1 protein-coding gene is annotated in these 291 nt (G+C 32.0%); it reads left to right on the top strand.

Annotation, left to right across the window (positions count from 1 at the left end; translation table 11 throughout):
- Positions 1–104 precede the first annotated feature (104 nt).
- On the top strand, positions 105–291 hold a 187-nt coding region (locus PZE06_RS28680; RefSeq protein ID WP_483314102.1), incomplete at its 3' end, for a GNAT family protein.

Here is a 291-nt window from a genome sequence, read left to right as displayed (position 1 = left end):
CTGTATTTTTGTTATATAATGAAATAGAGTAAGTATCATTCTTCACATTAACTATATGAGACTTCTAAGCTATTCATGATTAAAATTGGACTGGGGGGAACAATATGGATTATAAAGTAGAGAAATTAAAGGTTAATTACAAAACATTAGAGGAATTTAAACGTTTTAAAGAATATGGTTTACAGGAGCTTTCCATGCTTGAAGACTTGCAAGCGAACATTATTGACAATGACAGTAAATCCCCATTTTACGGGATATATTTTGGGGATCTGTTAGTGGCTCGAATGAGTC

Origin of the sequence: Robertmurraya sp. DFI.2.37 (genome assembly GCF_029211245.1) — a bacterium.
GTDB lineage: Bacteria > Bacillota > Bacilli > Bacillales > Cytobacillaceae > Robertmurraya > Robertmurraya methanolica_A.
This window is presented reverse-complemented; position numbering and strand designations above follow the sequence as displayed.